Consider the following 23,930-nt stretch of genomic DNA (forward strand, 5'->3'; position numbering starts at 1 on the left):
GCCTTCGCCATCGCGTGGTTCGCGCTCACCCTGCCCAGCAGGAAGGCGCAGAAGAGGATCGACATTCCCCGGCGTCGTGCTGCTCTCGGCCGCGACGACGTTTCCTCATCTTCTTCAGCGACTTCGGCGGCGACGCGCAGCACGGCTGGGGCGCTCCCGAGACCTGGCCTTCGGCGCCGGCCTCGTGCTCTCGGTCGCCGGCTTCGTCTGGGTGGAATCGCGCGCTGAGGATCCGATCATCCCGCTGAGCCTGTTCCGCAACCCGATCTTCCTCAACGCCACCGCGATCGGCCTGACCCGGGGGCTGGGCATGTTCGCGGCGATCGGATTCATCCCCACGTTCCTGCAGATGGCGTCCGGAACCTCCGCGGCCGCGTCGGGCCTGCTGATGCTGCCGATGATGGCGGGCCTGATGGGCACGTCGATCCTGTCCGGCATCGCGATCACGAAGACGGGGAAGTACAAGGCGTACCCGATCGTCGGTACGATCCTCACCGCGATCGCGATGACGGCGATGACCACGCTCGCCGCCGACACCCTGATCTGGCTGATCTGCGTCTACCTCTTCGTCTTCGGCGCAGGACTCGGCCTGATCATGCAGGTCGTGGTCCTGGTCGTGCAGAACGCCGTCCCCGCCGAGCAGATCGGCACCGCGACCAGCACCAACAACTACTTCCGCGAGGTCGGCGCCGCGCTCAGGAGTCGCGATCTTCGGCACGATCTTCACCAACTCGCTCACCGAGAAGCTGACGACGGTCTTCGCCGAGCGGGTGACGCCGCGCGCGGGCGCTCCGCGGCGACGCTGGACCCGCAGACGCTGAGCACCCTGCCCGACGAGGTGCGCGACGGAGTCGTGTCGGCCTACGCCGACTCGCTCGCGCCGGTGTTCTGGTACCTGATCCCGTTCATCCTGCTGGCCCTCGTGCTCGCGATCCTCCTCAAGCAGATCCCGCTGTCGGACCAGGCCGGCATGGTCGCGCGCGGCGAGGCCGTGGGCGGAGAGGAGGCCGAGCGGATGTTCCGCGAGGAGAGCGCGGCGGGTCCGGCCGGGTCTCGACTCGACCGCGACCGGCTCCGTGTCGACGCGCCAGCTCCTTCCGATCGCGATCGCGCCCTCATCCCCACGCCGAGGCCGCGGAGAGCAGGATGAAGGGCGCCATCACCAGGAGGACGCGCCGCCGTAGTGCCGGAACTCCCGCCACCCCTCGGACCCTCCGCTCGATCGCCCCGCCGCGCCCGTCACGAGGGGCGGGAGGAGGAACAGCAGGAGCCACGGCGCGATGTCGAGCAGGCTCGGACCGGTCCAGCCCGGAAGTCCTCGGGATCGAGCAGGGGTGGCTCTGCACGACGAAGAAGGCCGTCGTCAGCAGCCCTGCGGGGAGGACGGACAGCCAGGTGAGGGTGACGGCGACGACCTTCGCCACGCGTTCGCGCCGGCGACTGCCGTCCGGAACCTCGCTGTGGATGCTGCTCCTTGCGAGGTGATCCTGCCGCAGGGAGGGAGGGCGTGCGCTCCCCGGCCTTCCGTGCGGCCGACGCGACTACTTCGTGAGCGCGACGGATCCGAGAGACGGGTAGTCGGGGCCGCCGTAGTCCATCACGGTGAGGGTGGTGATCGCCGGCATGGTCCCCGCCCCGGGTATCGCGATCTCCTGGTCCGGCAGGTCGGGATCCACCGGGGCGATCTCGAACGAGTATCCGGCGGTGTCGACCCAGCGCGCCCGAGCCGTCCTGCTCGAGCGCACCCTCCTTGAGGTAGAGCCTCGGATCGGAGGCGTCACCGGTCGAGAACCCGGAGAGGACCGCCCAGGTCGATCCGTCCGCTCGGCGCTCGATCAGGACCGATCCGGTCGTCTCGGACTGCTGGCTGAGGAAGTCGCCATCGAGGGGGAGCTGCTGCTGCGAACGCGCTGAGCGGGGAGGCGTCGGACGCGGACGACCCCGGCGCTCCGGCCGAGTCCACGGTCGTCGATCCGGCGGGGCTCGTCGACGGCGCGTTCCCGGGCGGCGCGCTGCTGGTGCACGCCGAGGGAGGAGCACGGCTGCGGCCGCCGCGCCGAAGCATGCGATTCCGGCCTCGTCATCCCCATCGCTCGATCCTGGCAGACGCCCTTCCGGCGCGCACTGCATCTGCCGGAGGCTCAGGCGGCGATCCCGTCCTCCTCCGACGCGATCGCCGCCTCCTCCACGAGCTCCCGCACCGTCAGCGGCGCGACCGGTCCTGCGACCTCCGCCTCGGCGGCGATCCGCGCCCGCTCGACCCCCGCGAGCAGCACGGCGAAGGCCTCCTCGAGGGCGTCGGTGTCGCGCAGCAGGAGCTGCTCACCGCTGGGATCCAGGCGGATCGTCCGGTAGACGGGCCGTGCCAGATCGGCTGCGAGCGTGATCACGCCGACGACGGCCCGCGCGGCGGGCGCGCGCGATCCAGCGGTTGGAGTGGGTGCGGAGCAGGATCACGGCCGGTGCTGTCCTCGGGAGAAGTGGTGCGGCGGAAGGGTGAGGGATCCTCTCCGAGCTTCCTGCAGGAGTGCCCGCCGTGTCCTGTGGTTGACATCAGAGCGCTCGTCAGTGGAAGCCGACTCATCGGGGCCATCTGATCAAGACGATCTTTCAGTGCTCTTGATTCATGACTCAGATCCTTCCGGTCTCCGACGCCAAGCGGCAGCTCGGCGCCCTCGTCGACCGCGCACACCTCGCGCACGAAGCGGTCTCTCTGTCTCGGCGCGGCAGGCGGGTCGTCGCGATCGTGGATGCCGACGAGTACGACCGCCTCCTGGAGCTGGCGGAGGATGCGGAGGACGCCATGGCCGCAGTGGCCGCTCGGGAGGAGCGGGAGCGCACCCGTTCGACGCCGGTTCCGTGGGACGAGGTGAAGGCGGAGCTCGGGCTCTCGTGACGTTTCCGCATCGAGCTCGAACCCTCGGCGGTCCGGCAGCTGAGAAAGCTCGACCCGCAGGACAGGCGGAGAGTCCAGGCCGCTCTCGAACTCCTCGCCGACGACCCCCCGTCCGCCGGCGTCGACGTGCTCGTGAACAGCGGCGGTGCCTGGCGCGTCAGGGTCGGCGACGTCCGGATCGTCTACGAGATCGAGGACGACCGGCTCATCGTCCTCGTCCTGGCGCTGGGACACCGGCACCGCAGCTGACAGAGCGTCAGTCGACGACGCGCCCCCGCGCTCCCGCCGCGACGCGCAGCGCCCGCACGAACTCGGGCACCACCGGGTTGCCCGTCGCCGCGACGAGCACTCCGATCTCGCGCATCGCCCGCGGATCGTCGATCGGGATCTCGCGCACGCCGTCGTCGATCGACGACGGGCTCGGCGGCAGGATCGTCACTCCGAGACCGGCGGCGGCCAGCCCGCGCGCGGCCCGGTAGTCGCCCACCTCGAAGACCGGCTCCGGGTCGCGGCCGTCGTGGCGGAGCAGGCGCCTGGCCGACTCGTGCAGTCCGTAACCGGCCGACAGCATGATCAGGTCGAGCCCGTGCAGGTCCTCCACCGTCACCGAGCGGCGCGAGGCGAGCGGATGCCGGTGGTGCGGCACGACCGCGAGCAGCGGCTCGGTGTAGAGGGTGGTCGTGGTGGTGCCGGGCAGGGTCGGCGGATCCGCGATGATCGCGAGCTCCGCCTCCCGGATCGGCCACCGCCCGCAGGCACAGCGCCCGCGAGCCGTGGCGCAGGCCGAAGCCGACCCGGGGGCCATCGGCGGCGCGAACCGGCGGATCACGTCGGGCACGTAGCTCTCGCCGAGGAGCGTCTGGAATGCGATCGAGATGCGCCCGTTCTCGAGCTCGCCGGCCTGGCGCACCTCCGCGAGCCCCGTCCGGATGACCGCCATGCCGTCCTGCGCGGCCTCGGCCAGACGGAGTCCCGCCTCCGTCAGCACGACGCCGCGGCCCTCGCGGCGCACGAGCGGTGCGCGCACCAGCTCGGCCAGCCGCGCGAGCGGGAGCGGCTCGCCGTGGGCCGCGGGCACGCCGAGCTCCTCGGCCGCGTGCGGTCACGCTGCCCGCCTGCGCGACCGCGACGAGCACGGGCAGCAGCTTCAGGATCGCGGGCCAGTCGGAGTCGCTCACTCATTCGTTCAGCGTATAGATGCGCCGCGAGCACGGCATTGGTCATCCGATCCCCGCGCTCCTGGGCCCCGAGAGCATGAGCATCGTCGAGCGCGCCCCGGTCCAGGAGCGCTCCGACCTCCGCATGACCCTCGCGCTCCTGGCCGCCGGAGTCGCCACCTTCGCCGAGCTCTACGCGGTGCAGAGCGTCCTGCCGCAGCTCGCGCGGGAGTTCGCGCTCACTCCGGCCGACGCGGCACTCACCGTCTCGGCCGCGACCCTCGGACTCGCGCTGATGGTGCTGCCGTGGGCCTCGATCGCCGAGCGGATCGGGCGCCTCGCGTCGATGCGGATCGCCGTGCTGTCCTCGGTGGTGCTCGCACTGCCTCGCCTGCGCCGCCCCGTCGTTCGAGGTGCTGCTGGTGCCCCGCTTCCTCGGCGGTGCCGTCCTCGGAGCGGCGTGCCGGCCCTCGCGGTCGCCGCGATCCACGACCGGGTCGGCGGTGCGGTCGCCACCGCCGCCGCGGCCGCGTACGTCTCGGGGACCACGATCGGGGGAGCAGCGGGGCGGCTCGATCGCCGGCCCCTCGCTCCGCCTTCGCCGGCCGGCGCCCCGCGCCGCTCGTCGTGACCCTCGGCCCGCGCCGCCGCCGCGACTCGCCTGCGCTCCTGGCGCCGCGCGGACCCTCGCCGCGGGCCGTCGCTCCGGAGCCCGGGAGCGGCCGGGCGAAGACCGCGCGGGTCCTGCGCGACCCCGTGCTGCTCGCGCTCGCCGTGCAGACCGTGCTCGTGGTCGGGGTCTTCGTCGCCGTCTACAACTACCTCGCCTTCCGGCCTCGAGGCGCCGCCGTCCCGCACTGCCGCCGGCCCTCGTCTCGCTCCTGTTCGCCACCTACCTGGCGGGCACCGTGTCCTCGGCTGGCCGGGCGGTGGGCGCCGGTGGATCGGATCCAGGACGTGCTCATGGCGCGTCGGGCATCGCCGGGGCGATGATCGCCGGTCTGCTCGCCGCGCTCGCCTGCAGGACGTCGTCGCCGTGGTGATCGCGGGGCTCGTCGTGCTCACCGCCGAGTTCTCTCGCGGTCCACGCGACCGGAGCGGCGTGGACGGGCGCGCGGCGCGGCCCGGCCTATGCGCGGCCGCCGCCGGCGCCGTCTACACGATCGCGTTCTACGTCGGCTCGGGCGGGCGGTCGGCTGCTCGGCCTCGCCGTCGAGGCCGGCGGCTGGCCCTGTTCACCGGAGTGACGATCGCGCTGCTCCTCGTCGGCGCGGCCGCCGCGAGCCTCCCGTCCCGCGCGGCCGTCGTGCCGGCTGATCCCTCGCTCCCGCCCCGCGCATGGGCCAGGATGGGCGGAACGCACGAGCCTTCGGGGACCTGGTGACCGACACACGCGAGACGAACGACACCGACCCGCGCTACCACGGGGCGGCGTTCCAGCGGGGCCACGATTCGGCCCCGCTCCCGAGCGGGCGGAGCCCGGGCCGAGGCGCGGTTCCGCCGTCCGGGGGCCGGGCAGGAACCCGCCGCTCGTCCCCGCACCATGGTGCTCCCGACGTCGGAGCCGTGCGCTCGACCCGGTCCGGCCGCTCGGCGTCGAGCGGCCGCTGGAGCGTCCGACGATCCTGCACCGGCGGAGTCGGACGACGAGCCGCTCCCAGGAGGCGGACGGGGACCGAGCCGTCGTCGTGGCGGGCGACCGACGTCCGTGGTGCCCCTCGCCCTCGTCCTGATGGGAGTGCTCCTGATCGTTCTCGGGGCCAAGCTCGCCATCTGGTCGGGGTCCTCGATCATGTACACCGGGGCCTCGACCTCGAGCGAGCGGTTCGCGATGTACGTGGTCAATTTCGTGCCCGGTCCGGCGGTGACGGTCGGCCTCCTCCTCGATCGGCGCGGCCTTCGCCGTCCGCGCGGTCCGCCGATGAACGGCCGCCGGATCGCCCTCGTCGCCTACACGCTGGCGCTCTGGGCGCTCGCCCTCGTCGCGCCGCTGGGGGCTCTCGATGGTGCCGATGGAGCGGTCCTCGTCCAACGGATCGATCCCGATCGAGGCGGTCCTGCAGAACGTCTTCTACGTCCCTCGGACCCGCGATGGTCACCGCCGCCTCGCGATGGACGCAGTGGCGACCATCGCCGTGGCCGTCGCCCGCACGAAGCGCCCCGCCCCTGCCCCTGCGCAGCCCGAGGACCCCTGGGAGCAGGACGCCGTCCTCCTCACCTGCTGACGCACCCGCTCCTCGACCGAGGGAACCTCGAACCGACGAGGGAACCCGCGGCAGCGGGACGTCTCGACGGTCCGGGGTTCCCTCGGCGGCAGGCCTTCCTCGGCCGGGCCCTACTTCCCCAGCGCCGAGAACCGGAACAGGTACGTCGCGTCGAGCGTGTCCTCCAGCCCCGTCGCTCCGGCGGCGGCGACCACCGTCTCGCGGCCCTGCAGCAGCGGGATGATCGGCGCGTCCGCCGCGGGTCACCCGCTGCAGCTCCTGGATCGCCGCCGTGCGCGCGCCCAGGTCGGTGGTGGCGGTCGCCTCCGTGTCGATGAGCGCGTCGACGGCGCTCGCCTGCGCGTAGCCGTTCGCGACGGAGGAGCCGGTCGACGAGTAGGCGGCGCGGAGGAAGTTGTCGGGGTCCGGGTAGTCGGGGAAGAAGCCGAGCTGGTAAGCGGGGTAGCCCGACTCCGGCACGAGCTCGGTGACGTAGCTGGTCCACTCCGTCGACTGCAGGTCGACCGTGAAGAGGCCGGACTCCTCGAGCTGCGCCTTCACGAGCGCGTACTCCTGAGCGGAGTCGGGCCCGTAGTGGTCGCTCGTGCACTGGATCGGCAGCGCGACCGGGGTCTGCACGCCCGCGGCGGCGCAGCGCGGCGGCGGCGTCCGGATCGGGAGCGGCCCCGTGCGCGTCGGCGAACGCCTCCGTCGCACCGGTCTGCCCGTCGAGCACGACCGAGTAGGCGGGCGCGTAGGTGCCGCGGTAGACCTGCTCGGCCAGCTCTTCGCGGTCGACGAGCGACGCGACGGCCTGGCGGATCGCGAGCTTCTGCTCCGGGGTGCCGCCGGGCTGCGTGTTCACGTTGAAGGTGAGGAAGCGCACCGAGCCGTTCTCCGGGCCGCCGACGACCTGCAGGGCGGAGTCGTCGCGCAGGTCCTCCACGTCGGTCGCGGTGAGCGAGCGGTAGGCCACGTCGACGCCGCCGTTCTCCACGTCCAGGCGCAGGTTCGTCGACGAGGTGGTAGGGCTTCAGCACGACCTGCGCGGTCACGGGAGCGTCTCCCGAGTACGCCTCGTTCGCGGCGAGCAGCAGCAGTCCGCCGTCCTCGTAGCTCTCGACCGCGTAGGGCCCCGAGCCGACCACGTCGGCGTCGTCGAGCAGGGCGTCGGCGGGGTACACCCCCTCGTCCACGATCGGCCCGGCCATGCTCGAGAGCACGTACGGCCAGGTCTGGTCGTCGGGCACGGCGAGCGTGAAGACGACGTCGTCGCCGTCCTGCGCGACCGACTCCATGTTCGCGAGCAGAGGCGAGGGCCCGTTGTCGGCCGCGATGTCGACCACCCGCTGGAACGAGAAGACCACGTCGGACGCGGTCAGCTCGTTCCCGTTCGAGAAGGTCAGGTCGGGCGCGATCGAGCAGCGGTAGGTGGTCCGGTCGTCGAACCCGCACTCCTCGGCGGCCTCGGGCACGGGCGTGGTGTCGCCGTCCTCGTAGCTCAGCAGGTGCCGGGTAGATCTGGTTCTGCGGGAGTGAAGCTGCCGCGGTCCCAGGCGCCGGCCGGGTCGAGCGAGACGATCGAGTCGGTCGTGCCGATCACGAGGCGGGCGGAGGAGTCGCCGCCGTTCGTCGCCCCGGTGCAGGCGGCGAGGAGGGCGGTCGTGCCGAGCACGGCGAGGACGCCGAGCGCGCGGGAGGAGTGCGCGCCGCCGCTTTCGTCGGAGGAAGCGTGGACCAGCCGAGCCGGAAGCGTGCGAGGGGCTCGCCCCTGCCGACCAGGTCGGCGAGCAGGTCGCCGAGGACCGGCCCGAACTTGAAGCCGTGGCCCGAGAAGCCCGTCGCGAGCGCCACGCGCCCGACCCGGTCGATCACGAAGTCCTCGGTCGGGGTGATGTCGTAGAGGCAGCTGATCGGCGCTCGCCGCGTCGACTCCGGGCAGCCAGTCCCGCACGTAGGCGACGAGGCGCGCCAGCCGCTTCGGGCTCGGCGCGGAAGTCGCGGCGGTCGGGATCGACGACCCGCCCGGTGCCGTGCTCGCCCGCCTTCACTCCGACTCGCGGAGTGGCGAGGCCGTAGATCACGGGCAGGTCGCCGCGGTGGTGCACGAAGCTCGGCCACGCGTCCAGCGGCAGTGTCCGGGTCGAAGCGCGCGGGCTGCTCCTGGGTCACGCGCAGCGGAGGCAGGCGCCGGCCCGCCGCCTCGACCAGTCCGCCCACGAGCACCGGGGTCCACGGACCCGCCGGCCACGACGACCGCGTCGGCCGTCAGCGGGCCCTCGTCGGTGACGACGCGCACGCCGCCTCGCGCTCCTCGATGCCCTGCACGCCGGGGCTCGTCGCGGACGATCGCGCCGTGCGACTCGGCCGCCGCGAAGCAGCGCCTTCGACCGCGGCGGCCGGCGTCGATCCGGCCGCCCTCGCGCAGCAGCACGTCGGTCTCGAAGCGCAGCCCCGGCCAGCGGCGCGAGGCCTCGGCGGCGTCGAGGCGCTCGACGGGGATGCCGTCGCGTCCGAACGCGTCCTCGATCTCGCGGAGAGGCCCGGGCATCGCCGTGGTCGATCGCGCCGGTCGCGGTGAAGAGGCGCCGTCCGCTCTCCTGCCCGAGCCTCGCCCACTCGCGGGCGGCGCGGCCGGTGAGCGCGCGGTAGTCGTCCTGCGGGTAGCCGCGGCGGAAGATGCGGGTCTCGCCGTGCAGAGGACCTCGCGGTCGTGCCCGCGCTCGAACCGCTCGAAGACGATCACGCGGTCGCCGCGCTCGGCGAGGGAGCGGGCGGCTTCGCCGCTCCCACGAGCCCGGCTCCGACGACGACGACGTCGCGCCCGGTCATCGCGGCACCTCGGCGTCGACCTCGCGCCGGGGCGGCATCGCGGCGAGCACCGCGGGCCTCGTCGGTGAAGGACTGGGGGCGAAGCGGCCCGGCGCGTAGCGGCTCGCGTCGCCGAGCGTGCCGCGCCCGTCGAGCACGAGCTCGGCGACGAGCCGGCCGAGCCCCGGTCCGTGCGTCCACCCGGACTCGTTGTCGCCGGCCGCGACGAACAGTCCCGGCAGCTCGGGCACGGCCCGGCGAGGAAGCGCCGGTCGGCCGTGTACGAGACGACCCCCTGCGTCCACTCGGTCGCGCGCACCGCGTCGGCGGAGGAGGGAGAGGCGGGCGAGGACCGGCGCGAGGTGCGCGTCCATCCGCTCGATCAGGTCGGTGCGCTGCGGTCGGCGGTCAGCCGCCGCCTCGCCCAGCGGCTCGTAGCCGACGCCGTTGCCGTAGGTCAGGCCGCCCAGGTGCTCGCGCACCCAGAGCCCGTCGAGCTCGGGCAGCATCAGCGTCGGCAGCGGATCCAGGCCGAAGGGGGCGGTGGTCAGGCGGCTCGCCACGACCCGCGCGAGGGGGAGTCGGCGGCCGAGCGGGGCGAGCAGGGCGTTCGTCCAGGAGCCCGCCGCCGAGGACCACCGCGTCGGCGTCGAGCACGCGGCCGTCGGCGGTGCGGACGCCCGTGGCGCGCCCGTCGGTCGCGACGACTCCGGTGACGGCGGTGTCGCTCGACGACCTCGACCCCGCGGCGCGCGCGGCGGCGACGAGCGCGAGCCCGGCATCCGGAGCACTGATCTGGATGCCGCCGGGGTGCACGAATCCACCGGACACGGCGCGGGGATCGAGCCCCGGGATCAGCTCGGCGGCCTCATCGGGCGAGAGCGCGCGGGCGCCCTCGGGGCGGAGCGGGTGCGCGGCGAGCGGTCCGAGGTGGTCGCGGACCCCGGCCTCGCTGACGGCGAGCCAGGCGCTGCCGGTCTCGCGGAGGTGGATCGGGTGCTCCGCAGCGAGTCCTCGGTAGAAGTCGATCCCGTACTGCTCGAGGTCGCGCTCGGACTCGTTCCAGTACCAGGCGTAGCCCGCGGCCCAGAGCCCGACGAAGCCCGCGCCGGCGGCGGTCGTGCCGCCGGCCGCGGCCTGGAGTCGAGCAGCACGACCCGTGCACCCGCCCGCGCGAGGTGCAGCGCGGTGGCGGTCCCGAAGAGACCGGCTCCGACGACGACGACATCCCTACTCATGCCAGGTAGTGAAGCAGCCGGTCCGGCCGGGGTCGAATCGATGTGACGCCGGGTGTCCCGGGTGCTCGCAGGCGGCCTCCCGGCGGCCGGGGCTCGCGGCTACGCCGACCGCACCAGGAAGTCGACGAGCCGCCGCACCGCCGCCGGCACGCTCCCGCGCCGCCCGACGGTCGGCAGGATGATGGCGCCGAGGATCGCGTAGCCGATCTCGTCGACCGGGGTGTCCTCGGGCAGCTGGCCGGCGCGCACGGCGCTCGCGAAGCGCTCCGAGAGGGTGCGGTCCACGCCGAACGCGGTGATCAGCCGCTCGCCCACGGCCGCGTCCTCGGAGCCGGCGGCGACGAGCGAGCGGATGAGCGCGGTGCCCTGCTCGGTCTCGGCGAGCGCCAGGATCGGCGTCAGCCACTCCTCCAGATCGCGGCGCAGGTCGCCGGAGTCGGCGATCGCGATCTCGACGGCGACCAGGCGCCCCTCGATCATGCAGTCGGCGATGAGGGAGCCGCGCGAGGGCCACCAGCGGTACACGGTCTGCTTCGAGACGCCCGCCTCCTTGGCGACGCCCTCCATCGTGAGGTGGTCCCAGCCCTGCTGTGCGAACAGCCGCGCGGTCGCCTCGAGGACCGACTCGCGCGCCGCGGCGCTGCGGACCGGGCCGCTCCGATGCTCCGTCATGCTCTCAGGGCTACTCCCACTGACTAGACGAGACGTCGCGTATGATCTGGCGCACCCCGCTTCCCGCCCGTCTGGAGACCTCCGTGGCCACCCTGCTCTTCCGTCTCGGCTCCTTCGCCGCCCGCCGCGCCTGGGCGGTGATCGTCGCGTGGGTCGTGATCCTCGGCGTCTCCGTCGGCGCGTTCCTCGCCGCCGGCGGCACGCTCACCAACAGCTTCGACATCCCGGGCACGGCCTCCGGCGCCGTGGACACCGATCAGCTCGCCGAGAAGCTGCCCGACACGGCCGGCGGCACCGGCACGGTCGTCTACCGCACACTCCGACGGCTCGGCGCTGACCGCCGAGCAGGAGTCGGCGATCTCGGCGCTCGCCGACTCGGCCGCCGGGCTCGACGGCGTCGCGGCCGTCGTCGATCCGTTCGAGGCCCGGCAGTCGCAGATCGACGGAGCCGCGCAGCTGGCCGACGGCCGCGCGCAGCTCGAGCAGGGCACCGCGCAGCTCGAGGCGGGGCAGGCGCGAAGCTCGACGCGGGACGCGCTCAGCTCGACGCCGCCCGGCAGCAGCTGAGCGCCGCCCGCGAGCAAGCCGTCGCCGCCGGCGCCCCGGCCCAGCAGCTCGCGGCGATCGACGCGCAGCAGGCGCAGCTCGACGCGCAGGCGGGCGTGCTGCAGGAGCAGCAGGCGACCCTCGACGCCTCCCGGCAGGAGCTGGAGGGCCGGCGCCGAGCCGCTCGACCTCGGCGAGAGAGCTGCTCGGCCACGCCGACGGCATCGGCGTCGTGTCCGACGACGGCTCCATCGCCGTCGTGAACGTCTCGTTCACCGACCCGGGCGCCTCGGAGCTGTCCGAGGAGGTCAAGCAGGGCGTCATCGACCACTTCGAGGACGCCCCCGTTCCCGGCGCCGACGTCACGTTCGCCACCGACCTCGCCCAGGGCGTCCCGCAGATCTTCGGAGTCGGCGAGGCCGTGGGCCTCGTCTTCGCCGCCGTCGTGCTGATCGTGATGCTCGGCCTCGCCTCGCCGGCGGCAGGCGCTGCCGATCGTCACCGCGCTCGTCGGAGTCGGAGTGGGCGTCACCGCCTCGCCTCGCCTTCTCCGGCGTCATCGACATGGCCTCGGTCACTCCGGTCCTGGGCGTGATGCTGGGCCTCGCGGTCGGCATCGACTACCCCTTCATCGTGAACCGGCACCGGAGGCAGGTGCTCGCGGGCGTCGAGGTCCGCGAGTCGATCGGCCTCGCCAATGGCACCTCCGGCACCGCGGTGGTCTTCGCCGGCTCGACCGTCGTCGCCGCGCTGCTGGCGCTCAACGTGACCGGCATCCCGTTCCTCGGCCTCATGGGCACGGTCGGAGCGGTCTGCGTCGCGGTCGCCGTGCTCATCGCGGTCACGCTCGCCCCGGCGATCCTCGGGCTCCTCGGTCACGCGACTGCTGCGCCGGGAAGGCGCGGTCGACGATCGGCCGGCAGAAGGCGCTCACTCCCGCCCGCCCGATGTCGACGCTGCGCGCGGTCGTCACGGTCGTCGGCACGGTCGTCGCCCTGCTGATCATCGCGATCCCGTCGCTCTCGATGCGCCTTCGGACTGCCCGGACGGCTCGAGCCGAGCCCGAGGGGTCGACGAGCGCCTCGGCACCTTCGAGATCGTCGGCGACGAGTTCGGGGCCGGCGCGAACGGTCCGCTGCTCGTCAGCGCCTCCGTCCCCGACGGGGTCGCCGACGACGACCTCCTGCGCACCCAGGTCGAGATCGCCCGCGTGATCGCGGAGCAGGACGACGTGGTCGCCGTGGCGCCGATCGCCGCCTCCGACGACGGCACGCTGCCGGGCCTTCCAGGTGCTGCCCGCCGAGGGGCCCAACAGCGCCTCGACCGAGCAGCTCGTGCAGGACCCCCGCGCCCTCCCGCCGGTCGGCGACGGCGTCGTGCTCGGAGTCGCGGGTCAGGCCGCGACGAACATCGACATCTCGGAGGGGCTGAACGCGGTGCTGCCGACCTACCTCGCGGTCGTCGTCGGGCTCTCGCTGCTCATCATGATCGTGGTGTTCCGCTCGCTGCTGGTCCCGGTCATCGCCACCGGCGGCTTCATCCCGTCGCTGTTCGCGACCTACGGCCTGATCGTGTCGGTGTTCCAGTTCGGCTGGGGAGCCGATCTGACCGGCCTGCACGCGACCGGCCCGATCCTGAGCTTCCTGCCGGTGATCCTCGTGGGCATCCCGTTCGGCCTCGCGATGGACTACCAGCTGTTCCTGGCGTCGGGCATGCGGGAGGCGTACGTGCACGGCGCGTCCGCGCGCCTTCGCCGTGGCGCAGGGGTTCCAGGCGGGGAAGTCGGTCGTGATCGCGGCGGCGCTGATCATGATCGCGGTGTTCGGCGGCTTCGTCTTCGAATCGACGATCATCCGCTCGATCGGGTTCGGTCTCGCGTTCGGCGTGCTGCTCGACGCGTTCGTCGCAGCGGATGCTGCTGATGCCCGCGCTGATGCACCTGCTCGGCCGCCTCCGCCTCGGTGGCTGCCCCGCTGGCTCGACCGCCTGCTGCCGGACGTCGACATCGAGGGCGCATCCCTCGAGCGCACCCACCCGCACGCCTGACCCCGGCCCTGCTCCAGGCTCCCCGGCTCCCCGCCCGCGAGATGCCACGCACGCCTCCCTCGGCGCGTCGCGCACCGGAGTGGCATCCCGCGGGGGCCGGAGCCGGGCGTCAGGCCGGGGGTAACCAGCACGCGCACGTCCCGCGGGCCGAGCGCGAGCTCCGAGCCGCCCCGCGACCGCGCTCGCCCGAGTGCAGGTCCTCGGCCGCGAACGGCACGGTGACGACCGCCCGGTCCCACGACCAGTTCTGCACCACGTGCAGGCGCTCGGCCCGTGCGTTGACGGCGGAGTGGACGCGCACCGAGCCCGCCTCCGGGCGCCAGGGCGCGACGCCCGCGACCTCGCCCGCCCAGCCGAGCACGGCCGCGGCGAAGCGCGGGTCGGGCAGCCCGCCCACCGTCGAGACGCGTCCCGCTCCGTGCGCCCGCGAGGTCAGCGCGGCGTAGTCGCCGTGGAACGGGTGCTCGTAGCGAGCGAGGACCTCGGCGTCCGTCGTCTCGTAGCTCTCGATCCACGAGGTGACCGCGGCGCCGTCGGGCAGCTCGAGTGCGGGCAGCCCGGGGGCCGCCACCGCCACGACCGGCACGGGCTGCTCCGGGTTCGTGTACTCGTCGCACCAGGCGCCCGCGGCCGCCGAGAGGCCGCCGCCCGGCGCGACCTCCAGCCGGGCCCGCGTCCTGGTGCAAGCCGGCGCAGCCGGCGCGGGGCCGAGCACCAGGTGCTCGCCGGCCGCGGCGTACGCGAGCAGCCACTCCAGCACCGCGTCGTCGGCCGCGTAGTAGGCCGACGCCACGAACACCGGCCGGCTCGGCCGCCGCCGCCGCCTCGCGCTTCGAGCAGCCCGCTCGCGTGGAAGAGCCGGGTCTGCAGCCCCGCGTCGAACGCGCCGCGCACGAAGGCCTCGACGAGGGGGGAGTAGGAGTCGGGCACGCGATGCCGTCCGGCCCGCCGAGCGGTCCGAAGCGCTCGAACGTCCACTTCGAGGCGTGGTCGTAGAGGACGCCGACCCGCGCGTCCGGCGCGAGCCCGACGATCCGATCGCCCAGCTCGCCGAGCTCGGCCCCGATCGGTGCAGGCGATCTCGCGCGGTAGGTGCGCCCCGGCTTCTGCGAGGTGGCAGCACTCCGCCCCAGTAGGTCTCGGGGCCGAAGTGCAGGGTGTGCCAGTGCCAGTACTGGATCATCTGGGCGCCGCGGCTGATCAGCGCCCAGACCCCCTGGCGGCGCTGGCCCGGATAGGCCGGGCTGTTCATCGACGAGAAGCCGATCGACTGGGCGCCCACCTCGGTGACGAGGAAGGGCTCGTGCCGGGTGCCGTACATCCAGTCGGCGGAGTGGTAGAGCGCCCAGGTGCCCCGCGTCCACCAGGTCTGCGGCTTCCACCTCGGCGTCGGGCAGCGCGAGCGAGTCCTGCGCCTTGTAGTGCGGGTTGCCCGCGGTGACCGTCATCATCAGCGCCGACGGCGTCATCGCGGATGGTCGGCCGCGTGCACGACAGGCAGGTCATCACGAAGCGCTCGCCCGCGTACTCCGCCACGATGTCCGTCCGCTCACCGCAGGTATTCCGTGACCAGGTCGGCCTGGAACAGCCGCCACGCGAGGTCGTACCAGCGTGCAGGAAGTTGGCGCTCGGGCCGCCAGAGATCGCTCCAGTCGGTGAGGCGGTGCGACCAGTAGGTCAGCCCCCACTCCTCGTTGAGGCGCTCGACGGTGCCGTAGGTCGTGCGGATGCCGGTCGCGGAACCGCTCGAACGCCTTGGTGGTTGAAGATCTGCCAGGCCCCCGGCTCGTTGTCGACCTGGAAGCCGATGATCGAGGGGTGCTCGGCGTGCCGCACGAGGATCCGGGCGGATGACGCGGTCGACGTGGAAGCGGAACGCCGCGTGGGCCACGTCGATCTCCTGGCGCATGCCCCAGCCGAACGGCCTGCCCGTCGCGATCTCGACGTTGATCTCGGGGCAGCGGCGCTGCAGCCACGGCGGGATCGCGTAGGTCGGCGTAAGCCGAGGATCACGCCGATGCCGAACTCCCGGGCGGTGTCGAGTACCGGAGTGATCCACTCCAGATCGAAGACGCCGTCCTCCGGCTCCCACGTCGACCAGACCGGACTCGCCGACGCGGACGACCGTGAAGCCGGCCTCGCGCATCTCCTCGAAGTCCTGCCGCAGCCGCGGCGTGGGCTGGTACTCGTGGTAGTACGCGGCGCCGAAGAGCACCTGGGGCGGGGTGTAGGTCATGGGGAAGCCCTCCTGGAAACTGTTTCGGGCTTAGTTTCGCGGATCGGGCTCAGCGCAGGCGGCTGCCGCGGCGCGCGCAACGCCCGACGTCTCGCACCTTCCCCGCCTCATCCTCTCCCGCAGCTCTTCCAGAAGTTGCGGTAAGCGCTGGCGCTCACCGCAACTTCTGGAGGAGCGCCGAGGCGCGCCGAGGGGAGCTGGGAGGAGAAACAGTCTCCGCTACGCTCGTCCCACCCGGCTCGAGTCCGCACCCGAGCCGTCCCCTCCACTCGAAGTCCGCACCCGAACCGCCCCGCCCGCCGCCCGCGCGGCTCCCCCGCCCCCCCACCGGAAGGCCCCGCGTGGCTCGCACCCCCGACGTCCGCGTCACCCTCGACGTCGTCGCCGCCCGCGCCGGCGCTCCCGAAGGCCACCGCGTCCAAGGTCCTCAACGGCCGCCCCGGCGCGTCCCCGGCCACCCGCGAGCGGGTCGAGCGGGCCCTGCGCGAGCTCGGCTACACGCCCAGCACCCGCGCCCGGCGCGTCGGCGGGTCGATCACCGTCGCCTTCGACACGCCGCTCTCCCTCTACTCCCTGCGCGTCCTTCGAGTGGCGCCGCCGTCGGGAGGAGCCCGTGAGCGAGCGCGTCGATACCGCGACCCGCGTCCTCGCCCCGGGCGGCTCCGCGGAGTGAGGGATGCGGTTCGACCGCGAGTTCGTCCGCTCCGGGTCGCCGCGCAGGGCCACCTGGGCCTGCTCGCCGTCACCACGGCCATCGACTCGGGCCTGGGTCGCCGAGGCGCGTGCCGACGCGGGCCTCGCGCCCGTCGCGGTCGACGCCCTGAATCCGCTCGGCCCCTCCGTCGCGAGCATCGGTCTCGAACCACTGGGTCGGCGGCCAGCAGCTCGACCGAGCACCTCGTCGCCCTCGGCCACCGCAGGATCGCCTTCGTCGGCGGGCACGCCGCGAACCCGGGCCCGCGCCCGCTGGCGGCGGCTACCGCGAGGCCCTCCGGGCGCAGCGGGCCTCGGCGTGGTGCTGACCCGGCCCTCGCCCTCCGAGCACGGCAAGGCGAGCGCCGAGCGCATCGTCCCCGGACCCGCGCTCCCCGATCCGCCCACCGCGATCGTCGCCACCACCGACCTCGCGGCGCTGCAGGCGGTCCGCGCCGTGCTCGCCGCGGGCCTGCGGGTCCCCGGGGACGCCAGCGTCATGGGCTACGACGACACCTACGCCGATCTTCGCCCACCGCGCCGCTGCTCTCCACCGTCCACACGCCCCTGCACGACATCGGCCGCCTCGCCGTCGAGACCCTGATCCGGATGCACGACGGCATCCCCCCGGTCTCGCAACCGCCTCGAGCTCGCCACCACCCTCGTCGTCCGCGAGTCGACCGCACCGCCGCCCGCCCGACGGCGTTTGGCCTCGCGCGGAGGGGTCTGCATGGCTGGAATGCCGCCCCCAACAGGGAGAGCGTTCAGCTGCGACAGCGGAGGGCGGACCGGTGTCGACCGTCCTCAACCGGGCCCCTGCGGCCCGTCGTTCCGCCCGTGCGCTGCCCCTGATCGTGGGCGCGACGGGCTTCGCGGCGAGCCTGATCCTCGCGATCGCGGCCCCCGCGACGGCCGCCGCCCCCGTGCGCGTGCTCGGCGTCCCGCTCCCGCTGGTGCAGGGCGGCGCGGTCTGGATGAGCGCCGTCGGCTACGTCCTCACTCCGGTGCTCGTGTTCCTCGCGACCGGCTGGGATCTCGAGCGAGCCAGCGCTCGCACGCCCTCCGCGACGCCTCGGCACTTCGTGCCGAACCCCTCTACTCGCGGGCACTGCTCTGGATCTCGGGCGCGGGCCTCTGTGCTCGGCGCCTGGCACATCCTCAACATCAGCGTGCCCGTGTCCGAGATCGGCTTCCACCGCGTGATCCGGCGGGCTCCTCGCGGTCGTCGTCGCGGTGCTCCTGCTGGTCCTGGCCGGCGGATCCGCCGCGATCGCCACGACCACCTACCCTCCACACCCACCGCGTCCCTCACCGACACAGTGCGCCGCGGCGCGATCGAGGACCTGCGCACCCGCCTCTCCTCCTCCGATGTGCTGAACGTGTACTACCTCATCGACAGCTCCGGCCTCGCTGAACACCGGCGGCGACGACGGCCGCGGCTCCGACCCCCGACGTCGCCCGGGCAGACATCCTCGGGGGCAGCCTCGCCGAGCTCGGCGGACTCCGCGACTCGCTCACGGTCAACTGGGGCGCCGCGTTCTTCAGCCGCGCCTTCGAGCCCGCGGTCGACCGGCGGCCGTGGACCGCCGACAGCCCGGGCGTCCTCGCCACCGAGATCCGCGAGAAGACGCCGGGCGGAGGCACGAACTGGCTCGCAGGGCCCGAGGGCGTGCAGACCGCGCTGCAGAACCAGCCGAGCGCCGGCCTCCGCCCGCCAGCTCGCCGTCTGGCTGACCGACGGCGAGATCGACCTCGGCTCGGCCTCGGCCACCGCGGATGCCACCAACGCGCTGTGCGGCGTCCGCATCGACCCCGACGGCGCCGAGCCGGAGGGCAACGGCGTGCTCGCCGCGCTCCGCCAGGCCGGCGCCGTGGTCCTCGGCACCCTCCTCGCCGACGGCGAGCAGCGCGAGCAGGCCGGCATCATGTGGCCCCTCGTCGAGGGCACGGGCGAGTACGGAGGCGGCACCGCGTCGTGCGGACCCGCCACCGCGCCCGAGGCCGTCCGCGGCGCCGTCGTCGACGCCTCCGACCCCGACGCGCTCGCGTCCGTGTTCCTCGAGCTCGGCAGCCGCATCGCCGGCGGCTCCGCCCAGCCCCTCGCCGCCGACGGCACCTTCTGGATCGACGCCGGCGTCTCGCGCATCCAGGCCGTCGTGTCCGACCCCGCGTGGACCCTCACCCTCCCGCCGGGTCCGGCCTGCCCGTGCTGTCGGCCGACTCCGGCACCGCGGGGCTCGAGGTCACCCTCGGCTCGTCCGGCGTCTCGCTCGTCACGCTGACCGTCGACCGCCCCGAGCTGCAGGGTCAGTGGACGCTGAGCGCCGCCGGCACCGAGGACGTCTTCTTCTTCAGCGACCTCCGCATCGTCTTCGACGAGGCCACCCCGGTCGAGCGCGCCGAGGACGGCCTCGCTCTCGGCCACCCTCAGCGCCCGCGTCGAGAACGCCGACGGCACTGCGGCCGACCTCTCGGTCTTCGACGAGGCCGTCTTCACCGCCACCTCGACCGCCGACGGCGCGACCTCGCCGCTCGAGGGCGCGCGCATCGACGAGGCGTCCGGAGCGATCACCCTCCCGCTGCCCGCCGACGACGGCGTCCGAGATCCTCGTCACCGCCTCCCTCGACCCGCTCAGCACCGCGCCGCACGCGGTCGCCCTCGCGCCGGTCACCACGCAGCAGCGGGTCGCCACCGTGCTGCCCGCGTCGTTCCCGAGCGTCGCCTCGCCGCTCGTGCTGAGCGAGCTCACGGGAGCGGAGGGCCGAGCGGAGGGACCCTCGCGCACCCAGGGACCGACCGCCGGCGGCGACGGCCGGGTCCGCCTCGCCGCGCCCCCCGAGATCACAGAGCGACAACGCCGACCGCGCCGGCAGCTGGACCTGGACCTTCACCGACGACAGCGGCGCCGCGCTCGCACCGGGCGACTGCGTCGTCGTCGCCCCCGGCAGCGCCCGGACCCTCGCCGTCTCCGCCGAGAACCCGGTGCCCGCCGACTCCACCGTCTCGGCCACCCTGCCCCTCGACATCCGCACCGCCGACGGAGGCAGCGCCCCGCAGACCGGTCGCCGTCTCGTTCCCGTCGACCTTCCCCGTGAACGCGGCGGCGATCGGGCTGATCGCGCTGGTCCTCCTCCTGCTCGGGCCTCCTGCTCCCTCTCGTCGTCCCGGGTACCTCTGTCAACCGCTGGAACGCGAAGATCGCGATGCAGGGCCTCGTTCCAGCGCGGCATCGATCCCCGTCGAGATCACCCCCGGACGGCGTCCGCTCGACGCTCCCGTCGGACCGCCTCGACGACCGCTTCCGCTACCTGGAGGAGCGAGACCGGGGTGCACGAGATCCCGGATCCCGACCTCGGCCGTCTGCGCGTGCATGTGCCGTGGTGGCCGCTCAAGGCCTCCCGGCTACCGCGCCTCGGCCCGCCCGCCGGCGGAGTCGTCGTGGCGTCCCGCACCGGCACCCGCAGCACCTCCGCGGGCACCCGGCTCCCCGACGGCGGGATGGGCTTCCGCACCCTGCCGCTGGATGCGTCCTGGGCGATCGTCGTGCCCGAGCGCGAGCTCGTACCGGCCCCGCTCGGACGACCCGGTGCGCGCCCTCGCGGTGCTCTACCACCGCGTCGACCGCGACGACGAGGCGCAGTACGCGCGCCGCCTCGACGATCTCGCTCCGCGACTCCGGGGCCCCCGCATGGACGACCCTCGAGGCCCTGCGCCGCGAGCGGGCCGCGAAGCGCCCGGAGCCCGCGCAGCCGGAGCGCCCGCAGAACCAGCGCCCGCAGCCAGAGCGCCCCGAGCGCCCCTCGCGCCCGCCGGCCTCGCCCCGCGGCGGCACCCCCACCGCCACTCCGCCCCGCCCGCCGTCGCCCCCGCGCCCCGGCGGCCCGCCCGCCCGCTCGGGCGGTGCCCCCGGCCGCCCGTCCTCTCGGGCCGCCGCCGAGGCCGGGGAGGCGCCCCGCCGCCCCCGCCGCCCGGACGCTCCGGCCCCCGCACCCCTCCGCCCCGCGGTCGCTGACAGCGCCGCCGAAGAAAGCAGACAGTCATGCTCAAACCTCTTCTCTTTCTCATCGGAGTCGGCGGCTCCGGCGGCAAGACCCTCCGCGGCAATCGAGCACCAGCTCGAGCTCAAGCTCCAGCAGCTCGGCTGGGAGGGCGGCATCCCCTCCGCCCGGCGCTTCCCGCACTTCGACACCCCGACCGTGCAGGACGGCATGGAGTACCAGGCGCCGTTCCTGCCCCGGGCAGGACTACCGCGGCCTCGGTGAGCACCGCCGCGACGTTCGACATCGTGCACGGGCTCGATCACGAGCGCCCACGCGACCAACAACGCGATGCGCCACGACATCGAGCGCCAGCCGCCCGACCCCCGTCAGGTCAAGGTCGACGTGCGTCGGGCATGGGCGCGGGCCAGTACCGCGCCGTCGGCCGCGCCGTCGCGCTCGCGGCCACCAAGCGAGATCGCCCAGGCCGCGCGCTTCGCGATCGGCAAGATGAACGACGCGGAGTCGCTCGCCGAAGCTGCAGACGCTCGGCCAGCGCCTGCGCGCCCGCGACGACGGGGGAGACGGCAGCCCGATCGTCATCGTGATCTCGTCGGTCGCGGAGTGGCTCAGGAGCGGGCCAGTTCCTCGACGTGATCGAGATCGCCGCGCCGACCGCCAAGCAGTACCCGTGGTCGAACCAGTTCTTCAGCATGCTCTACGCGCCCGACGTCTTCGACCAGCTGAACGTGACCGCCGGGATGCCCGGCAACGCGCTCGCCGCGATCTCGGAGACGATGAACGGCTTCTGGACCGACACCCTCGGCCGCCACCCTCGAGGCTCCTGCGCACCAAGGGCGTCGCCCCCTCGTACGGAGCCGCGAGTGATGGACCGCGTCGGCGCCGCGTACCCCTTCATCGTGGGCCGCAGCAACAGCAAGGTCACCTTCGAGGACCAGAACGCCGTCGGCGACGCCGTCGCCACCAGCCTCACCGCGTGGATGATCGACGCGCGCGTGCAGGACGACATGATCGCCTACTCCCTCGGGCAACTGGCAGGCCCGCTCGGCCGCGAACGTGCCGCCTCGGACAACCTCGGTCTCATGAGCCCCGCGCACCACTCGCCGCCCTTCTCCTCCATCGGCTTCGGCCGGGTGACCCCGGGCCGCGAGCGCTTCCTCGAGTACTCCGCCGAGCGCTTCGCCCGCTCGGCCATCGACCGGATGCCTTCGCGCACTCCGAGGAGGACCCGCAGTTCGAGCGGATGACCGAGCGCGTCGAGTACATCGAGAAGTCGGCCGACAGCGAGTACCAGCGCTTCATCCGCGATCTGCGCCTGAACGAGGAGACCGCCGAGCACAACGACGTCACCGACGCGCTGCGCGACACCGCGGTGCTCGACGTGATCAAGGCGGAGCTGCAGGGCGGCGCCGACGAGGAGCTCAGCCGTCCGGGAGTCGCTTCCCCGACCGCCAGGGCGGCGCCGACATCACCACCTGGTCGGACCGCCTCGTCAACGAGTACACGCGCACGAGCCCCCGGCTCCTCCAGCGCGACCGCGAGGCGCTGCCAGCGCCGCCTCGACGAGCGGACGCGCACGATGCCCGGCCACCTCCTCGGAGACGGTGCTCGCGCTACGTTGCCCAGGACGGCTGCCCGGTCGTAGTCGTGGCGATGCTCCGCCGCCTCGAGCGCGGCCTCTGGGTGCACGGTCGACGACGCCTCCGGATCGACGCGCGCCAGCACGAGGAGCGCGGTGGCTCGGCCTCGGCTCCCTGCGTCTCGGACGAGCTGCGCACGGCCGCGAACCAGCAGTCCATCCGCCCGGATCAGGAGGCGGTGCAGTTCGCGATCCAGCGGCTCGGGCAGGCGCTGGAGTGGTCCTCCGAGGCCGGCGCTCCGCGACTCCGCCTCGGCCCTGCTCGCCGAGCTGCGCGAGACCTTCCTCGGCCCGCTCGCCGACTACCTCGACGGCTCGCGCACCGCGCTCCTGCAGCGCGTGAACGCGCGCAAGACGATCGACGACCGCGAGAACGCCTACGAGTTCTGGCCCCGCCGCGTCGACGAGACCGTGCCGCGCAAGGCCACCCCGGCGCCCAACGAGCGGATGCTCGTGGAGCCCGAGAAGTACCCCGCCGAGTTCCAGTAGCCGGTGCGCGCCTCCGTCGACGGCGACGCCAAGTACCAGGACGCCGTGCTGCGCGTCCTCACCGATCTCCTGGTGGGCGTCAGCCCCGATTCCGAGGGCCTCGGACGAGACCCGGCAGCACGCTGGTCGCGAACCCGCGCACCTGGAAGCCGACCGTCACCGCGGATCCGGCCGTCGCGAACCCCGCGCAGCGCGCGACCTTCGACCTCCGCCACCGACCCCGAGACCTACGCCGCCCGGGCCCGCGCGTGGATGAAGCGCGAGCGGCACCCTGTTCGCCGCCTACATCGGCGAGGACCTGCTCGGCTTCTTCGACCTCCGAGGTGCTGCCGCCGAACGTCTTCGCCGAGCGGCGCGACCGCTACCGCGAGCAGCTCCAGGCCGCCCTCGGCGCGAGCGAGCCGCTGGTGAAGCTCAATCCGGCGCTCCTGCGCGCCGTGCACGGCAAGGCGATCAACGAGGACACCTCGCTCGTCTTCAGCTCCATCCCGTTCCGCACGGGCACCGAGATGTACGAGGTGACCAAGGGCGTGCTCGGCCAGATGGGCGTCTGGGACGACGCGACCAGCGAGTCGTGGTTCCAGGACCAGAAGGTCGACGGCATCGAGGTCTTCGCGATGTCCGGCTTCCCCTACCAGCCCATCGTGATGGACTCGGTGATGGAGCCCATCGCCCGCGGCTGGCTCGCGCAGTCGAACACCCAGGACAGCCGCGAGGCGTTCTGGAAGTTCAAGCGCGCGCGACTGCTCGGCGAGAGCATCCCGGCGGATCCGCGCGCGATCGAGTCGATGATCCGCGGCTGGTACGTCGCCAAGGCCCTCGGCCGCCTCGCCGTCGACTCGACGCAGGGCGAGAAGGGCCCGAAGCTCGGTCTGGGATCCGGCGGCGCGCGGCTTCGCCGACTTCCCGCACCCGCTGCTCAGCGAGCGCAACGCCCGCCCCGCCGACTTCCCCGGAGTGGTGCTGCAGTCGCTCGCGATCGCGATGGCGCTCTGCAACGTCGACGGCACGCTCGCTCCGCTCGCCCCCTACCGCGTGCTCACGTCGCTCGGTGGCAGCCGCGGCGAGGAGACCGAGCTGGCCGAGTGGCTGCAGACGGGCGCCCCTGCCCACCGGCGCCCCCACTCCGGAGCCGTCGCGCGCCGGCACCGCCGAGGGCGACCTCGCGTCGCGCCGGACCGCCGTGCAGGCGTACCTCTCGGCCGAGCTGGCCAAGTTCGAGAGCGACATCGTGGCGCAGGACGACCGGGTGTCGGTCTACGACTACCCGGTGACCTGGGAGATGCGGGAGCAGTTCCGCGACG

Annotated in this window: 33 protein-coding genes and 5 pseudogenes; 22 read left to right on the plus strand and 16 right to left on the minus strand. The window is 73.7% G+C overall.

Annotation, left to right across the window (positions count from 1 at the left end; translation table 11 throughout):
• Positions 1-76 precede the first annotated feature (76 nt).
• Positions 77-1,150, plus strand: coding sequence for an MFS transporter (locus tag AC0CII_RS20265; RefSeq protein WP_465230463.1), 1,074 nt, complete (start codon positions 77-79; stop codon positions 1,148-1,150).
• On the opposite strand, the gene AC0CII_RS20270 is transcribed toward AC0CII_RS20265, so the two are convergent.
• The 3 genes from AC0CII_RS20270 to AC0CII_RS20280 all read right to left on the minus strand — a co-directional run bounded on the left by AC0CII_RS20270 (position 1,116) and on the right by AC0CII_RS20280 (position 2,390).
• The gene (locus tag AC0CII_RS20270) at positions 1,116-1,424 is read right to left on the minus strand and encodes a hypothetical protein (RefSeq protein WP_465230464.1); all 309 of its coding nucleotides are present in this window, start codon (positions 1,422-1,424) and stop codon (positions 1,116-1,118) included. The genes AC0CII_RS20265 and AC0CII_RS20270 overlap by 35 nt on opposite strands.
• Positions 1,425-1,541: 117 nt before the next feature.
• Complete coding sequence (locus AC0CII_RS20275; protein WP_465230465.1) at positions 1,542-1,781, minus strand: hypothetical protein; 240 nt, start codon at positions 1,779-1,781, stop codon at positions 1,542-1,544.
• Between the two features lie 360 nt (positions 1,782-2,141).
• Positions 2,142-2,390: a hypothetical protein gene (locus AC0CII_RS20280; protein ID WP_465230466.1), complete on the minus strand. Its 249-nt coding sequence runs from the start codon at positions 2,388-2,390 to the stop codon at positions 2,142-2,144.
• A 236-nt stretch (positions 2,391-2,626) separates the two neighbouring features.
• Between AC0CII_RS20280 and AC0CII_RS20285 the strand changes: the two genes are divergently transcribed.
• The gene (locus AC0CII_RS20285) at positions 2,627-2,896 is read left to right on the plus strand and encodes a type II toxin-antitoxin system Phd/YefM family antitoxin (protein ID WP_465226635.1); all 270 of its coding nucleotides are present in this window, start codon (positions 2,627-2,629) and stop codon (positions 2,894-2,896) included.
• Positions 2,897-2,905: 9 nt separating this feature from the next.
• On the plus strand, positions 2,906-3,145 hold the full coding sequence (locus tag AC0CII_RS20290; protein WP_465231031.1) for a type II toxin-antitoxin system RelE family toxin: 240 nt from the start codon (positions 2,906-2,908) through the stop codon (positions 3,143-3,145).
• Positions 3,146-3,152: 7 nt separating this feature from the next.
• Here the strand turns inward: AC0CII_RS20290 and AC0CII_RS20295 are convergent, their stop codons facing one another.
• The gene (locus AC0CII_RS20295) at positions 3,153-3,974 is read right to left on the minus strand and encodes a LysR substrate-binding domain-containing protein (protein WP_465230467.1); all 822 of its coding nucleotides are present in this window, start codon (positions 3,972-3,974) and stop codon (positions 3,153-3,155) included.
• Positions 3,975-4,150: 176 nt separating this feature from the next.
• Here AC0CII_RS20295 and AC0CII_RS20300 point away from each other — a divergent pair, with 176 nt between their 5' ends.
• From AC0CII_RS20300 to AC0CII_RS20310, 3 genes are read left to right on the plus strand one after another with little or no spacing between them, the layout of a single operon-like run.
• Complete coding sequence (locus AC0CII_RS20300) at positions 4,151-4,684, plus strand: MFS transporter (protein ID WP_465230468.1); 534 nt, start codon at positions 4,151-4,153, stop codon at positions 4,682-4,684.
• Positions 4,681-5,046, plus strand: coding sequence for a hypothetical protein (locus AC0CII_RS20305; RefSeq protein ID WP_465230469.1), 366 nt, complete (start codon positions 4,681-4,683; stop codon positions 5,044-5,046). Before AC0CII_RS20300 ends, AC0CII_RS20305 begins: the two co-directional genes overlap by 4 nt.
• Positions 5,047-5,089: 43 nt before the next feature.
• Positions 5,090-5,437, plus strand: a complete 348-nt coding sequence (locus tag AC0CII_RS20310) for a hypothetical protein (RefSeq protein ID WP_465230470.1) — start codon at positions 5,090-5,092, stop codon at positions 5,435-5,437.
• A 457-nt stretch (positions 5,438-5,894) separates the two neighbouring features.
• Here the strand turns inward: AC0CII_RS20310 and AC0CII_RS20315 are convergent, their stop codons facing one another.
• The 8 genes and pseudogenes from AC0CII_RS20315 to AC0CII_RS20350 form a co-directional block, all read right to left on the minus strand.
• Positions 5,895-6,896, minus strand: coding sequence for an ABC transporter substrate-binding protein (locus tag AC0CII_RS20315; RefSeq protein ID WP_465230471.1), 1,002 nt, complete (start codon positions 6,894-6,896; stop codon positions 5,895-5,897).
• Between the two features lie 73 nt (positions 6,897-6,969).
• A pseudogene (locus AC0CII_RS20320) lies at positions 6,970-7,254 on the minus strand (ABC transporter substrate-binding protein); the annotation flags it as partial.
• A 40-nt stretch (positions 7,255-7,294) separates the two neighbouring features.
• Positions 7,295-7,732, minus strand: a pseudogene (locus AC0CII_RS20325) (ABC transporter substrate-binding protein); the annotation flags it as partial.
• A gap of 124 nt (positions 7,733-7,856) precedes the next feature.
• The gene (locus tag AC0CII_RS20330; RefSeq protein ID WP_465231032.1) at positions 7,857-8,444 is read right to left on the minus strand and encodes an FAD-dependent oxidoreductase; all 588 of its coding nucleotides are present in this window, start codon (positions 8,442-8,444) and stop codon (positions 7,857-7,859) included.
• On the minus strand, positions 8,338-9,003 hold the full coding sequence (locus tag AC0CII_RS20335; protein WP_465231134.1) for an FAD-dependent oxidoreductase: 666 nt from the start codon (positions 9,001-9,003) through the stop codon (positions 8,338-8,340). Before AC0CII_RS20335 ends, AC0CII_RS20330 begins: the two co-directional genes overlap by 107 nt.
• A gap of 82 nt (positions 9,004-9,085) precedes the next feature.
• A complete protein-coding gene (locus AC0CII_RS20340; RefSeq protein ID WP_465231033.1) occupies positions 9,086-9,850 on the minus strand; it encodes an FAD-dependent oxidoreductase in 765 nt (254 codons plus the stop codon).
• Positions 9,744-10,306: pseudogene (locus AC0CII_RS20345) on the minus strand (NAD(P)/FAD-dependent oxidoreductase); the annotation flags it as partial. The gene AC0CII_RS20340 and the pseudogene AC0CII_RS20345, both read right to left, overlap by 107 nt.
• 99 nt (positions 10,307-10,405) lie before the next feature.
• Positions 10,406-10,978, minus strand: coding sequence for a TetR/AcrR family transcriptional regulator (locus AC0CII_RS20350; RefSeq protein ID WP_465230472.1), 573 nt, complete (start codon positions 10,976-10,978; stop codon positions 10,406-10,408).
• A gap of 41 nt (positions 10,979-11,019) precedes the next feature.
• Here AC0CII_RS20350 and AC0CII_RS20355 point away from each other — a divergent pair, with 41 nt between their 5' ends.
• From AC0CII_RS20355 to AC0CII_RS20375, 5 genes are all read left to right on the plus strand, one after another.
• Positions 11,020-11,787: a hypothetical protein gene (locus tag AC0CII_RS20355; RefSeq protein WP_465230473.1), complete on the plus strand. Its 768-nt coding sequence runs from the start codon at positions 11,020-11,022 to the stop codon at positions 11,785-11,787.
• Positions 11,757-12,119 carry a hypothetical protein gene (locus AC0CII_RS20360; protein WP_465230474.1) on the plus strand — a complete coding sequence of 121 codons (363 nt, stop codon included), beginning with the start codon at positions 11,757-11,759 and terminating at the stop codon, positions 12,117-12,119. The genes AC0CII_RS20355 and AC0CII_RS20360 overlap by 31 nt, the downstream gene beginning before the upstream one ends.
• The gene (locus AC0CII_RS20365; protein ID WP_465230475.1) at positions 12,089-12,526 is read left to right on the plus strand and encodes an MMPL family transporter; all 438 of its coding nucleotides are present in this window, start codon (positions 12,089-12,091) and stop codon (positions 12,524-12,526) included. Before AC0CII_RS20360 ends, AC0CII_RS20365 begins: the two co-directional genes overlap by 31 nt.
• Positions 12,527-12,813: 287 nt before the next feature.
• On the plus strand, positions 12,814-13,446 hold the full coding sequence (locus tag AC0CII_RS20370; protein WP_465230476.1) for an MMPL family transporter: 633 nt from the start codon (positions 12,814-12,816) through the stop codon (positions 13,444-13,446).
• The gene (locus AC0CII_RS20375; protein ID WP_465230477.1) at positions 13,409-13,570 is read left to right on the plus strand and encodes a hypothetical protein; all 162 of its coding nucleotides are present in this window, start codon (positions 13,409-13,411) and stop codon (positions 13,568-13,570) included. Before AC0CII_RS20370 ends, AC0CII_RS20375 begins: the two co-directional genes overlap by 38 nt.
• 109 nt (positions 13,571-13,679) lie before the next feature.
• Here AC0CII_RS20375 and AC0CII_RS20380 read toward each other — a convergent pair whose 3' ends face one another.
• From AC0CII_RS20380 to AC0CII_RS20395, 4 genes and pseudogenes are all read right to left on the minus strand, one after another.
• Positions 13,680-14,891 (minus strand): beta-galactosidase trimerization domain-containing protein, encoded by a 1,212-nt coding sequence (locus tag AC0CII_RS20380; protein WP_465230478.1) that lies wholly within the window; start codon positions 14,889-14,891, stop codon positions 13,680-13,682.
• Positions 14,819-15,106, minus strand: a complete 288-nt coding sequence (locus tag AC0CII_RS20385; RefSeq protein WP_465230479.1) for a hypothetical protein — start codon at positions 15,104-15,106, stop codon at positions 14,819-14,821. The genes AC0CII_RS20380 and AC0CII_RS20385 overlap by 73 nt, the downstream gene beginning before the upstream one ends.
• Positions 15,107-15,119: 13 nt before the next feature.
• Positions 15,120-15,509, minus strand: a complete 390-nt coding sequence (locus AC0CII_RS20390) for a beta-galactosidase (RefSeq protein WP_465231034.1) — start codon at positions 15,507-15,509, stop codon at positions 15,120-15,122.
• Positions 15,407-15,634, minus strand: a pseudogene (locus tag AC0CII_RS20395) (hypothetical protein); the annotation flags it as partial. The pseudogene AC0CII_RS20395 and the gene AC0CII_RS20390, both read right to left, overlap by 103 nt.
• A 319-nt stretch (positions 15,635-15,953) precedes the next feature.
• On the opposite strand from AC0CII_RS20395, the pseudogene AC0CII_RS20400 reads away from it, so the two are divergent.
• The 11 genes and pseudogenes from AC0CII_RS20400 to AC0CII_RS20450 all read left to right on the plus strand — a co-directional run.
• Positions 15,954-16,265 (plus strand): annotated as a pseudogene (locus tag AC0CII_RS20400) (hypothetical protein); the annotation flags it as partial.
• Complete coding sequence (locus tag AC0CII_RS20405; protein ID WP_465230480.1) at positions 16,148-16,423, plus strand: hypothetical protein; 276 nt, start codon at positions 16,148-16,150, stop codon at positions 16,421-16,423. The pseudogene AC0CII_RS20400 and the gene AC0CII_RS20405, both read left to right, overlap by 118 nt.
• A 59-nt stretch (positions 16,424-16,482) precedes the next feature.
• Positions 16,483-17,103 carry a substrate-binding domain-containing protein gene (locus tag AC0CII_RS20410; RefSeq protein ID WP_465230481.1) on the plus strand — a complete coding sequence of 207 codons (621 nt, stop codon included), beginning with the start codon at positions 16,483-16,485 and terminating at the stop codon, positions 17,101-17,103.
• A 187-nt stretch (positions 17,104-17,290) separates the two neighbouring features.
• The gene (locus tag AC0CII_RS20415; RefSeq protein ID WP_465230482.1) at positions 17,291-18,781 is read left to right on the plus strand and encodes a hypothetical protein; all 1,491 of its coding nucleotides are present in this window, start codon (positions 17,291-17,293) and stop codon (positions 18,779-18,781) included.
• A complete protein-coding gene (locus AC0CII_RS20420; protein ID WP_465230483.1) occupies positions 18,706-19,239 on the plus strand; it encodes a hypothetical protein in 534 nt (177 codons plus the stop codon). Before AC0CII_RS20415 ends, AC0CII_RS20420 begins: the two co-directional genes overlap by 76 nt.
• A complete protein-coding gene (locus tag AC0CII_RS20425) occupies positions 19,194-19,595 on the plus strand; it encodes a hypothetical protein (RefSeq protein ID WP_465230484.1) in 402 nt (133 codons plus the stop codon). Before AC0CII_RS20420 ends, AC0CII_RS20425 begins: the two co-directional genes overlap by 46 nt.
• Positions 19,596-19,703: 108 nt before the next feature.
• Positions 19,704-20,762 carry a hypothetical protein gene (locus AC0CII_RS20430; protein WP_465230485.1) on the plus strand — a complete coding sequence of 353 codons (1,059 nt, stop codon included), beginning with the start codon at positions 19,704-19,706 and terminating at the stop codon, positions 20,760-20,762.
• Between the two features lie 66 nt (positions 20,763-20,828).
• Entirely contained in the window at positions 20,829-21,134 is a 306-nt protein-coding gene (locus AC0CII_RS20435; protein WP_465230486.1) for a hypothetical protein, read from the plus strand.
• Positions 21,131-21,745 (plus strand): tubulin-like doman-containing protein, encoded by a 615-nt coding sequence (locus tag AC0CII_RS20440; protein ID WP_465230487.1) that lies wholly within the window; start codon positions 21,131-21,133, stop codon positions 21,743-21,745. Before AC0CII_RS20435 ends, AC0CII_RS20440 begins: the two co-directional genes overlap by 4 nt.
• The gene (locus AC0CII_RS20445; RefSeq protein ID WP_465230488.1) at positions 21,742-22,143 is read left to right on the plus strand and encodes a hypothetical protein; all 402 of its coding nucleotides are present in this window, start codon (positions 21,742-21,744) and stop codon (positions 22,141-22,143) included. The genes AC0CII_RS20440 and AC0CII_RS20445 overlap by 4 nt, the downstream gene beginning before the upstream one ends.
• Before the next feature lie 2 nt (positions 22,144-22,145).
• Positions 22,146-23,900: a serine/threonine-protein kinase gene (locus AC0CII_RS20450; RefSeq protein ID WP_465230489.1), complete on the plus strand. Its 1,755-nt coding sequence runs from the start codon at positions 22,146-22,148 to the stop codon at positions 23,898-23,900.
• Positions 23,901-23,930: the final 30 nt, after the last annotated feature.

It is taken from the genome of Rathayibacter sp. AC182, from assembly GCF_979253875.1.

Bases quoted from the DNA above. Each gene is read 5' to 3' on its own strand.
- AC0CII_RS20285 (WP_465226635.1), top strand. From the start codon at position 2,627: ATGACTCAGATCCTTCCGGTCTCCGACGCCAAGCGGCAGCTCGGCGCC.
- AC0CII_RS20300 (WP_465230468.1), top strand. From the start codon at position 4,151: ATGAGCATCGTCGAGCGCGCCCCGGTCCAGGAGCGCTCCGACCTCCGC.
- AC0CII_RS20340 (WP_465231033.1), bottom strand. From the start codon at position 9,850: ATGCCGGGCTCGCGCTCGTCGCCGCCGCGCGCGCCGCGGGGTCGAGGT.
- AC0CII_RS20350 (WP_465230472.1), bottom strand. From the start codon at position 10,978: ATGACGGAGCATCGGAGCGGCCCGGTCCGCAGCGCCGCGGCGCGCGAG.
- AC0CII_RS20355 (WP_465230473.1), top strand. From the start codon at position 11,020: ATGATCTGGCGCACCCCGCTTCCCGCCCGTCTGGAGACCTCCGTGGCC.
- AC0CII_RS20365 (WP_465230475.1), top strand. From the start codon at position 12,089: ATGGCCTCGGTCACTCCGGTCCTGGGCGTGATGCTGGGCCTCGCGGTC.
- AC0CII_RS20380 (WP_465230478.1), bottom strand. From the start codon at position 14,891: ATGTACGGCACCCGGCACGAGCCCTTCCTCGTCACCGAGGTGGGCGCC.
- AC0CII_RS20410 (WP_465230481.1), top strand. From the start codon at position 16,483: ATGCGGTTCGACCGCGAGTTCGTCCGCTCCGGGTCGCCGCGCAGGGCC.
- AC0CII_RS20430 (WP_465230485.1), top strand. From the start codon at position 19,704: ATGCAGGGCCTCGTTCCAGCGCGGCATCGATCCCCGTCGAGATCACCC.
- AC0CII_RS20435 (WP_465230486.1), top strand. From the start codon at position 20,829: ATGCGCCACGACATCGAGCGCCAGCCGCCCGACCCCCGTCAGGTCAAG.
- AC0CII_RS20445 (WP_465230488.1), top strand. From the start codon at position 21,742: ATGACCGAGCGCGTCGAGTACATCGAGAAGTCGGCCGACAGCGAGTAC.